Origin of the sequence: Pseudobacillus sp. 179-B 2D1 NHS, from assembly GCF_045370945.1 — a bacterium.
In the GTDB taxonomy this organism is placed as follows: domain Bacteria; phylum Bacillota; class Bacilli; order Bacillales; family Domibacillaceae; genus Pseudobacillus.
On sequence record NZ_JBIQDP010000038.1, the window covers coordinates 23135 to 34140 of the forward strand.

At 41.1% G+C, this 11006-nt stretch carries 9 protein-coding genes and 1 pseudogene; all 10 read right to left on the bottom strand.

Going from position 1 to position 11006, the window contains the following annotated elements; genetic code table 11:
* Positions 1-85: 85 nt before the first annotated feature.
* On the bottom strand, positions 86-1507 hold the full coding sequence (locus ACH0BF_RS23285; protein ID WP_406910389.1) for an amino acid permease: 1422 nt from the start codon (positions 1505-1507) through the stop codon (positions 86-88).
* A 242-nt stretch (positions 1508-1749) separates the two neighbouring features.
* Positions 1750-3519: a sulfoacetaldehyde acetyltransferase gene (gene xsc / locus ACH0BF_RS23290; RefSeq protein ID WP_340854540.1), complete on the bottom strand. Its 1770-nt coding sequence runs from the start codon at positions 3517-3519 to the stop codon at positions 1750-1752.
* Between the two features lie 44 nt (positions 3520-3563).
* The gene (locus ACH0BF_RS23295) at positions 3564-4928 is read right to left on the bottom strand and encodes an aspartate aminotransferase family protein (RefSeq protein WP_340854542.1); all 1365 of its coding nucleotides are present in this window, start codon (positions 4926-4928) and stop codon (positions 3564-3566) included.
* A gap of 335 nt (positions 4929-5263) precedes the next feature.
* Complete coding sequence (locus ACH0BF_RS23300; RefSeq protein WP_120038201.1) at positions 5264-5989, bottom strand: GntR family transcriptional regulator; 726 nt, start codon at positions 5987-5989, stop codon at positions 5264-5266.
* A gap of 153 nt (positions 5990-6142) precedes the next feature.
* Positions 6143-7042: a selenium metabolism-associated LysR family transcriptional regulator gene (locus ACH0BF_RS23305; protein WP_120037490.1), complete on the bottom strand. Its 900-nt coding sequence runs from the start codon at positions 7040-7042 to the stop codon at positions 6143-6145.
* Between the two features lie 58 nt (positions 7043-7100).
* Positions 7101-8150 carry a YeiH family protein gene (locus ACH0BF_RS23310; protein WP_406910391.1) on the bottom strand — a complete coding sequence of 350 codons (1050 nt, stop codon included), beginning with the start codon at positions 8148-8150 and terminating at the stop codon, positions 7101-7103.
* Positions 8151-8360: 210 nt separating this feature from the next.
* Positions 8361-8549, bottom strand: coding sequence for a hypothetical protein (locus tag ACH0BF_RS23315; protein WP_120037488.1), 189 nt, complete (start codon positions 8547-8549; stop codon positions 8361-8363).
* 95 nt (positions 8550-8644) lie between these two features.
* Positions 8645-9436 carry a thermonuclease family protein gene (locus ACH0BF_RS23320; protein ID WP_340854547.1) on the bottom strand — a complete coding sequence of 264 codons (792 nt, stop codon included), beginning with the start codon at positions 9434-9436 and terminating at the stop codon, positions 8645-8647.
* A gap of 22 nt (positions 9437-9458) precedes the next feature.
* Positions 9459-9773 (bottom strand): annotated as a pseudogene (locus ACH0BF_RS23325) (lytic transglycosylase domain-containing protein); the annotation flags it as partial.
* Positions 9774-9873: 100 nt separating this feature from the next.
* Positions 9874-11006, bottom strand: a 1133-nt coding sequence (locus tag ACH0BF_RS23330) for an HNH endonuclease (protein WP_406910390.1), incomplete at its 5' end; no start/stop codon positions are given.

The window sequence follows — 11006 nt, forward strand, 5'->3', positions numbered from 1 at the left end:
TCTAGAAATAAACAATAAAAACCTGGATCGACAAACGATCCAGGTTTTTATTGTTTAAATTTCGCTTCGGTAGAACAGGCTTGTCCTAGATATCTTTTACTTTTTCCGGATTGGGAATGGGCGATATCATAGTTATTTCTTCTTCTCTGTTCTTCTCCCTTCTTCTTCTTACTACAAAGAAAGAAGAAATAACTATGATGCTAAATAGAGATGTAAAAATAAACTGCGGCCGTTGCGAATCAACAATTGCCATTAAAATGAGCACAAAAATCATTGCAAAGATGGTCGCGTAGGTTAAATATGGGAAAAGCCACATTTTCACTTTTAGAACTCCAGGGTTTTCTTTTTCTGCCCTTTTTCTCAGACGCAAATGAGAAATGGCAATGACTAGGTAGACAAGAATTCCGACGCCTCCGGAAGAATTTACCAAAAAGAAAAATATTTTATCTGGGGAGGTATAACTAAATATCGTGCTGATGAAAGCAAATAACGTGCTTCCTACAACAGCAAAAACAGGCACTCCATTTTTACTTATCTTTGCAAATAATTTTGGAGCATCCCCTTTTTGAGCGAGCGAATATAGCATACGGGAGCTCGTGTACAGCCCAGAATTTAAGCAGGAAAGCAAAGCTGTCAAAACCACTATGTTCATAATAAGAGCGGCATAAGGAATTCCCATCATTTCAAGAACAGAAACAAAAGGGCTTTTTAGTAATGTCGCTGAACTCCAAGGCAAGATGGTCACCAATACAGCAATGGAACCAATATAGAAAATCAGGATACGCCATACTACACTATTTAATGCTTTTCTCACAGATTTCACTGGATCAGACGTTTCACCCGCTGCAATAGCTGGGATTTCCACACCTACGAAAGCATGAAAAACAATGGCAATACCAACAATGACCGACTCAATTCCATTAGGTATGAAACCGCCTATATTTAACAGATTAGATGTGCCCGGCGGTTTAATATTTGGCACAAACCCAAGAATAACTGCTGCTCCTAAACCTAAAAATAAAATAATGCTTACTATCTTAATGATGGAAAACCAATATTCAAATTCACCAAATGATTTCACAGAGAAAATATTAGTAAGTTTCAATAAAACAATTAAAGCAAGACTTATTAGCCACACCGGCACAGAAGGAAGCCACTCGTGGATAATCGCTGCGCCAGCGACTGCCTCTAAGGCAATAACAATCACCCAGAAGAACCAGTATAACCAACCTGTCGCATAACCTGCCCACTCTCCAATCCCTTCTCTTGCATACACAGCAAACGATCCTGTGCTCGGGTTCACTGTAGCCATTTCTCCTAGCATTCTCATGACTAGAACGACGATGAGACCTGCCAGTGCATAAGATACAATCGCCCCTGGTCCAGTTTTACCAATGATAATGCCGCTCCCCACAAATAATCCGGCACCAATAACTCCACTTAGAGATATCATGGTTAAATGTCTTTGTTTAAGGCCCGCTTTTAATTCTTCTTGTTGATGCTCCAAGTTATCCACCAACTTTCAATATTTTTCCGTGAATGCTTATTAGTAAGCGTTTACAAATGGGTTTAGTAAGTATTTGACTAAAACCCAGCTTAACATATTGTTTATTTCCCCTTTTACTAGGTGAATCTGTCTTTTGAAAGGCAGCAAGCAAGCAACGGTAATAGTTTAAATAACCTTTTTTAAACTAGAGAAAACATTTTTTTAAAAAAAGGGGCTTTTTTCGGAAAAGCCCCTTTTGTTTTTTACCAGTTTTTATGATCAAGATGTGCATACTTTTCAAGGAGACGAGTCGGCATTTGCAATGCATCTTTTCTGAATGGCGGTGCCAACTGTGTACCGTCTACAAGAATATCAATAACTGTTGGCTTCTTGGAAGCTAGCGCTGTTTGAATTGCTTTTTGTAAATCTTCTGGATTATCCACACGGATGCCTTCTGCCCCCATGCTCTTCGCCACTTCAGCAAAGTTCGGGCCTTCGATGTCTGCCCCGACAAACCGATTGTTATAGAAATCCACTTGGTTTTTCTTCTCAGCGCACCAAGCCCCATTATTAAATACACAAGCGATAACAGGTAGGTTCTGTTCTACGGCTGTGCTCACTTCATGAAGACTCATGCCCCAAGCGCCATCACCAACAATACAAAACGCTGGAGAAGATGGATCAGCAAGAACAGCCCCCATAGCAGCCGGATAAGCGAATCCGCAGTTACCGAACGTTAACGCAGCCAAATGCTTGCGCGGCTGATTGAATGTTAAATAGGCATTGGACGTAGACGATGTATTGCCAATATCAGAAGCAACGACTGCATTATCTGGAAGCGCACGGTTAATTTCAAGCAAGGCTCTTCGTGGATTCATTGGATTACCTGGAACCATGGCTAAATCAACAAGCTCTTGCTCCCACTTCTCTTTCTCTGCTGCAATTTTTTGCAGGCGCTCCTTGTTTGGCTCGAAAGAAGCCCCGCTGTTTTCCAAGCGCGTTAAGATTTCTGCTGTTGAATCATAAGCATCACCAAGAATCCCTACTTCGACTGGATGTGTTCTTGCGATATTGCGATGGTTGATATCAATTTGAATAATCTTCGCATTTTTAGGGAAATAATCAATATCATAGCATGGAAGAGTTCCAAATACAGACAATCTTGTACCGATCGCTAACAGCACATCTGCTTCCTGTAAAGAATGCATTGCTGCTTTTGATCCCATATAACCAATCGGTCCAACCGCTTGCGGATGATCAGCTGGGAAGGCATCATTATGCATGTAAGAAACAGCTACCGGTGCACTTAATTTTTCCGCCAAATCTTTTACCAAGTCAACGGCATCCGCATCCACAGCTCCTCTTCCGGAAATGATAACAGGGTTTTTAGCTGTTTTTAATAGTTCCACTGCTCGATCGACTGCTGCAGAATCGCCAAATCCTTTTTTCTCTACACGATACTGGGATGGTTTTAAAATATAGTCTTCTACTTCGCCGTAGAAATAGTCACGCGGAATATGGTAAAGAACTGGGCCGCGTTCTGCATAAGCAAGACGGAAAGCTGTGCGCAAACAATCTGCCACGCGGCTTGGATGTGTTACTTTTACTGTTGCTTTTGTAATTTTGTCGAATACAGAAGCTTCATCACACTCTTGGAAACCATCCCAGCCGATTGTTTTCGTACCAGCTGATGGAGCAATCACGATCATTGGTGTATGCGCCATATTAGCAGCTGCTACTGAAGTAACCATGTTCGTAACCCCTGGTCCATTTTGTCCGATGACGACTCCCGCTTTTCCTGTCACCCGTGTAAAGGCATCTGCCATATGAGCCGCACTTTGTTCATGACGTACTGGGATAAATTTGATCCCCGCTGTTGGCAGCAAATCAAGCATATCCATGAAAGCCGACCCTAAAATCCCATACATTTGATCGATGCCTTCAGCAAGCAATGTTTCAACAATTGCCTCACTCGGTGTCATCTTTAATTTTTTTCCTTGCATAACCTCTAATTCTTTTTCTGCTTTAACCATTTACCCCTCATCCTCTCTTTTTTGATTCACTTTTATCGTTAAAATTATTTAGTATCATTAAAAACCTCAAACATGGTATTAACAAGGAAGTGAAGATCTTCCTCTGTAGAAGAAAGCGGTGGTGCTACAATGAGCACATTGTTGAATCCGGGAACTGTATCACCGTTTCGTCCGATAATCAGTCCTTTTGCTTTACACTTGGCAATGATGCTGCCGATGATTTCATCAGAAATCGGCTCCTTTGTATCCTTATCTTTTACGAGCTCTAAGCCGTATAGGAACCCTTTTGATCTTACTTCCCCTACATATGGATGGCTCGCTAGCTCATTTAATTTACCTAAGATTAGTTCTCCAAGCCGGGCTACTCTTTCTACAATGCCTTCTCGCTCAATAATCTCAATATTTTTCAGAGCAACCGCGCAACTTGCTGGGTGTCCTCCGTACGTTGAAACGTGGCGAAGGTGGTTGTCTGTTCCTTTTTCCTTGAACTTTTCATAAATGCGGGAATGAACGGCTGTTGCCCCAAGCGGCAAGTATCCACTTGTCAGTCCTTTCGCCATTGTAACGATGTCAGGCTGTACACCTGCTGAATGCATGAAGCCGAACATCTTGCCTGTACGCCCAAAACCGGAAACCACTTCATCGATAATGAGCAATACATCATGCTTCTTGCAAATGTCAGCTACTCGCTGCAAATACTCGCTCGAAGGGACAATCACGCCACCTCCGGAAATAAATGGTTCCATGATCACTGCTGCGACTGATTCGGCTCCCTCCCACGTAATCATCTGGTCAATTTGATCCGCTGCTACCTTATCACAATTTGTTACTTCTTCACCAAACGGGCAACGATAGCTGTACGGAGGTGGAACATGCAGGAAGCCCGGCACGCCCGGATCGTACTTCACTCGTCTGTTTGCTTGCGCCGTTGCACTTAATGCACCGAGAGTTGATCCATGATAGGCCCGGTACCTGGAGATAAATTTATATTTTCCTGGATTTCCGTTTTGTTGATGATATTGTCTCGCAATCTTGAAGGCGGTTTCATTTGCTTCAGAACCGCTATTCGAGAAAAAGGTTTTATAGGAATCTCCCAGTAATTCGCTTATCTTCGCAGATAATTCAATCGCCGGCTGATGGCTTAACGTCAGCGGAAAATAGGAAAGCTTTCTCATTTGTTCTGCAGCAGCTTCTACAATTTCCTCGCGACCGTGCCCTAAATTTAAGCACCAGAGCCCTGAAACTCCGTCCAGATAACGTTTTCCTTCAAGGTCTGTGAACCATGCACCATCGCCTGATTCAGCAATCATTGGCTGTCCGCCTTCTACATGGCGGCTCATCGCGTGCCACAAGTGGTCGTTATCTTGTTTCACCAGCTTTTGATTATCTTTCACTTCCAATTGAGCCATCCTGTTTGCCCCCTTTAACAAGTATTAATAACTAGCTAATCATCTATTAAACTCAGCTGCTGCCGCAGCGAATTTACAAGAAAAAGCTTTTACTTTCTTTCGTTCTCCTCCTCTGCTCTTCTCTTTGTCATATCATGTCGTCAGGTCGTCCGTACCAGTTTGTGTACCTCTCTGTTGTTATTTATATTAAATCATACGTTTTGAAAATATTCAATCAATTCTAAATATATTATTTATTGCAAATTCTATTTATGCTTATCTGCATTTTTAATAGACAGGGAACGACAGAATACCTATCAAGAAACAGCTCTTCCCCTTATCTAGCCGTCCCCTCTTCAATTGTTCTTTTTACTTAGCTTCATACGAAATGAGTACATATCAGAGCGGAAAGAGGCCACGTAGTATTCAACCAGCCTGCCAGAGTGATCCCAAAGCTTTCGCTCCGTATTTAACACATTGAACAAATCAGGCACATCTAACAATTCGGCATCTTCGGCGCTTAAAAAGCCGCTCGTAAGCAATTGCTCTGCCTCCGCTAACTGAATGCCAAGATTTTCTTCCATTAAATCAAAAAGAGTCCCTTTATCAATATCGAATTCAGCTAATTTACTACCAATATCGACAGGATAATATTGCAGTTCAATAGCGAGTGGAATGTCGTTAGCATACCTAACTCTCTTGATAAAATAAGCGATTTTAAAGCCTGTGGCTTCGATGATATCGGCTGGTGGATTAATTACCCCATGTGTAACGAGCTTAGCTCCCGGCTCCATCCCCATTTTCCGTATCGTTTCTGTCGTACTTGTTAATGAACCGAGCCAATCTTGAATAGCTTTAGAAGAGATAAATGTTCCTTTGCCATGGACTTTTTCAACAAGCCCTTCTCGAACAAGGTGGGCAACCGCTTCTCTCACCGTACTTCTGCTCACTTCATATTCATCCATCAGCTGACGCTCACTCGGAATCTTGCTCTGGTACCTTCCTTCATGAATTAATCCTTCTATCTTGTTCCTTAACTGAATATGAAGCGGCACCGGATCTTTAGGATTTAGCTTCTCCACATACATACCCCTTTCTCCATCATTTTTTAAGCCTTGCCAAAAAGCGGTGATTCTTCCTTCTTCTCATCTTGAGATGATTTTATAAAATTGTAACACATTATTAAAAAACAGGTATCAACAGAATTCAATATAGAATTCTATCGACACCTGTTCTTAATGAATCTTACTAGATTGTGAGAAAACAAGGTCTTTTAATTTTTTGCTTGTCAGCTGTAGAGCCTCTTCAAAATAGACCATGTAGAATTGCCTTGTTAACTTTACACCATCAATCTTTACTTCTTTTAATGTCCCCAGCTGCAGCTCTTTTTTCACGGCTGATTTTGAAATGATTGAGATACCAATATCCGCTTCTACAGCGCTTTTAATAGACTCTGTATGTTCTAACTCCAATACCGTCTTTAACTCGTTGGGGTCCACTTGATTTTTTCTTAAACTGCCTTCAATAACTTGTCTGGTGCCAGAACCTTTCTCCCGAATAATGAATGGAAGGGAAGTGAGCTCTTCTTTCAATATGCTATCGCTAATAATAATTTGTGAAGAGCTAGAAGCAATCAGGATTAATTCGTCTTCCTGAAATGGGATTTGTTTCAAATTAGGATAGGATAGCATAGATTCAATAAATCCGAGGTTTAATTCATGCTTATACAATTTCTCAATAATTTGCTCCGAGTTGCACATTTTTAAATGAACATCGACGAGCGGGTAGCGCTTTTTATAGTTTGCAATTAAAAACGGCAACACATGCTCGCCAATTGTCAGGCTGGCTCCAATGTTTAAACTGCCGGCGACCTCTCCCTTTAATTCTTGCAGTTCATTTTGGATTTCGTTCATTAAAAAAAGCATTTTCTCCGCTTTTTTATATAATATTTGACCTGCCGGTGTTAAATCTACCTTTTTGGTTGTACGTTCAAATAGCTTCGTTTGAAGCATATCTTCTAAATGTTTAATTTGTAGACTGACAGATGACTGGGAGATATGCAGCTCTTTCGCCGTCTGTGAAAAGTTTTTATTGTTTGCTACCGCGTAAAATAACCGTAAATATTCTAAGTTCATTTGTCTTCTCCCCTCTGTTTCCTCTTTCATTATAAATGAAGCAGAAGGAACTTTTCACTCAAATCATGCGGAAGATGAATAAAACCAGAGGAGAAAGCGCCAACAGACCAGCAAAACCAACAATAGCAACTCCTACTGGCTTCATCCCTTCTCTCGCAAAGTCTTTGTAATTAACATTTAATCCAAGCCCCGCCATCCCCATTGCAAGCAAGTATGTGCTTAACAAAAGCAAATAGGTGACAACACTCTCCGGTATGAAATCAAGAGTGTTAATAAAGCTGGCGAATAAAAAACCAAAAATAAACCATGGGATCGGCAGACTTTTCAATCCTTTCTCCGTCAATTCCTTTCTATTGATGATCAAGCTGATGATTAAAGCGACCGGTATTAATAAAAGCACTCTTCCAAGCTTCACTACGATAGCTGCCTGGCTGCTTTCTGCCCCTCCTGGTACAGCTGCAGCGACAACATGGGCCAGCTCATGCAGTGTCGCTCCTGTCAATACACCATACTCATACTTACTGATTGGTAAATGGGGGAATAAAAAGATATAAAGAAGTGCACCGATCGTTCCCAAAATAGCGATACATGAAACAGCGATGGCTGTGTGCTCTTGTTTATTCTTAATGATGGGTGCTACCGCAATAATAGCAGCAGCCCCACAAATCGCTGTGCCTGCCGCAATCAACATTGATAGGTGTTTGTCTAATTTGAATACCTTTCCTAAAAGCAGGATAAATGTCATTGTAAAAGCGATGACAAGCACATCTGTTGCTAACACAGCATAACCAGCTGCGGCAATATCCAGCAAGTTCAGTCGAAAGCCCAATAAAATAATTCCCGCGCGCAGCAATACCTTGCTGCTGAATTGAATGCCTTCCTGATAGTCAGCCTTGACGTGAGCAGTATTTTTCCAAATCATGCCGATTAAAATAGACAAAATCATAATCCCCATGATTTGAAAAAAAGGAAGTTTGGCAATGAAGCCCGCAATCACTGCAATAAGAAAAGTTAACGCCACTCCTTTTGCCACTCTATGGGGCTTGCTTTGTTTTTTCGGTCTCTCCTGTGCATAGGATTGCATTCTTTGTGCTTCCAACCTGACCACCTCCGTATTAGTTAAATTAAACGTATCACAGTTTTGCCTGATCATTATTTTGATTATGTGATAAGTGTTATTGTATTCTTTCATGGAAAGTAGCCGTTTTAGATGGTTAGCTGCTACTAGTCACCTTACAGGAGTCAGTTTGCATTCCTAACCGACACTTTTATCAAGCAAACAAAAAAACGACCTGTAAAAGGCCGTTTTGCTAAATACTTATTTCTTATCTCTTCGGTTTTCACTTCTATTTTCTTCTTTGTTTTCTTCCCTGCTTTCCTCTTTTCCAGAAGGCCGTCTTCCCCACCAAAACTCATGAACGCGCCGCATATGTTCTTCACGTTCCATGCGTTCCTCGCGCTCTTCCCCTGCCATTTTATGATCCGGCTTATGGTGCTTGTTTTTCATGTTAAACTCCTTCCGCATGTTATTTTGTCATAACATCTTATGCGCTGTGGAGAAAAAGGTGCAGGGATCAACCTCTTAGATAAATAAGTCACCCGTTATCTTTTAGCTGCTCGAAACCCAGCTGCTTCCGCTTCTGCTTTTGTGCAAAACATTTGCTCCGGCTTTGTTATGTCATAGGATTGATTTCCAGGAATGTGGTAGATTTTTTCACCCGAGCTTGAGATATTGCCTTTAATTTTGCAATCGTCCGCTGGAGCAGTCCTCTTTTCTTGTTTTACTGATTCTGTGTTATATCCGCGATCCGTTACGTAATCCTCCACTGACCAAATGCCCAATCGCTGTTCACGTGCTTTCTGTTGTACTCGTTCAAAGCGATCAACATATTTTGTATTCGGCGGAAAAACCGCCACACGAGCCAGCCCTTTTGCAATCAGCTGTTCATTCACTAGCTTGTCGTTAAGCCACACGTAAGCAAGCACCCGGCCATAGCGGTCACGCTCTTGTACATCCATTTCCAACGATACTTTCTTATCGGTCAATAGCGTCTTAGTATAAGCAGAAGCCTCCGGGCCAAAAGGCTGAACGCCAAGCCGCGGGTGCTTTGTTTCTGGCGTGTCGACCAATGTCATTCGAACCCGCTCTTTCTTTCCATTTGCTAATTGAACATCGAAAGTATCACCATCAACTACATAAACGACAGTACCTGCCAAGCCCTTATCACTGTCGGTCTCATCGTTGCTGTTAAAGGCCGCGGACTTATCTGTTTCTTGCACTTTTCCTGCATTGTCAGACTGCTGATTTTCTGTGCTTCCCTGTTGTTCTTCTATTGCACAGCCACTAACCATTAAAAAAATAGCTGTCAATAAAATTAATTTAATCTTACTCATAACAAACACCTTTTCTTCGATTCTATTCTTTAGATGTGTATGCATAAAAATAGTGTAGTACATCATCTACATATTGCTCGCTGTGATTATAGGAATAAATAGCTTTTTTCAACTGTCCATCAGCTGCCCCATGGGCTTTTAAATAGGCAGCTGCACTAAAAACAGCGTCTTCAAGATCAAAAGGATCCGCTTTTCCATCTCCATTCGCATCCACTCCGTATCCCCCATATTTTTTTATAATGGCCGGGTTCACTTTGTCTTTGCTTGAAATATTTCCTTTTCCAAGATCGCTGCACGTAGGATGACTCCATCCGACAAAGGTGCATGGCATGAAGTAGAGTAAGCACCCGGCGCCTTGGCATATTTCTATGCTAGGTTTCCAAATACTCCTCCCCGAACCGTACGTACACCTCTCGATGTATACGGCTCTCCACTTATCAATCCAGTTTACCGTTGTGTAAATCCACATGGCATTTCTTACACAGTGCCATTGTTTTACGGTTTCGTTCAATCATACGCTTTTCCCATAATTTTTTCCCTTCGAGGTCTTTCAATTTCTTTATGTGATGTATTTCCAAGTCTACGTCTGTAGCGTGACACCATTCACATTTTCCTGCCAGAAGGCGTTTAATTAGTCCTGTCCGGTTGTAAATGATGTTTCTTGTTTTGGAAATAATATCAATTTCGAAGTCTTTTGACGGGAGTAACTGTTTTTTGAATCCATCTTTATAAAAGTATGCAATTTTACTGCCGGAGGCAGTTTCATATCTAATTGCAAAATGACCATTTATACTGTATTTTCTAAGGATTTTCTTTACGCTTGATTTGTATTTATTGGCAAACGTTTTATACATGCTGTACTCCATAATAAATTTAAAGCTGTCTAGTTTGTAAACGTTATTCGCCAATTTATAGTAATTATATAATCCTCTAATTTCCGCGTTATAGACGTTTAGAATTTCAAGGTCGTCATTTTGAAGTAAATGCGCCCGATGCATGGATTTCCATTGTTTTGTTTTCTCATCTATTTTTAACGCATTGTATTCGATTAATTTGTTACGCCATACTTCGTGCGGTAATAGAAGTTCACAGCTCATTGTGCGTGTTCTTTGTTTGTGTCCGCTAGCTGTATATTTGGCTGTCTTATTGTCATGACTGATTTTAATATCGTATCCAAGAAATCTCGCTCTTTTACTTGAGTGCGTAATAAGCGTCTTTTCCTGTGATAGCTCTATTCCGAGTTCTTTGTCCAGAAACTCGCTGATGTCCTGCTTTATTTGCTGACAGTCTTTTTTGCTTCCAATTACTCCGATGATAAAATCATCGGCATATCGCACGTATTGAATTCGTTTATAGTTATCATCCATTGGGTCCTTATAAGGTATTTCCATCATGTGATTCTTTAACTCGTCCAGATGTTGTAGAGCCTGTTTCCTTTCAGATTCGTTCATTTCATGCCACTTTTCTTTATATCGTGTATTCGCTCGATATAATCTTGACTCACGAGTGCGATACTCTTTAAGGCGTTTTCTCTCTTTACCTTCATCAAATTTTTCTTTGTATGACTCGA

Bases quoted from the DNA above. Each gene is read 5' to 3' on its own strand.
- ACH0BF_RS23295 (WP_340854542.1), bottom strand. From the start codon at position 4,928: ATGGCTCAATTGGAAGTGAAAGATAATCAAAAGCTGGTGAAACAAGAT.
- ACH0BF_RS23305 (WP_120037490.1), bottom strand. From the start codon at position 7,042: ATGAACTTAGAATATTTACGGTTATTTTACGCGGTAGCAAACAATAAA.
- ACH0BF_RS23320 (WP_340854547.1), bottom strand. From the start codon at position 9,436: ATGAGTAAGATTAAATTAATTTTATTGACAGCTATTTTTTTAATGGTT.
- ACH0BF_RS23315 (WP_120037488.1), bottom strand. From the start codon at position 8,549: ATGAAAAACAAGCACCATAAGCCGGATCATAAAATGGCAGGGGAAGAG.
- xsc (WP_340854540.1), bottom strand. From the start codon at position 3,519: ATGGTTAAAGCAGAAAAAGAATTAGAGGTTATGCAAGGAAAAAAATTA.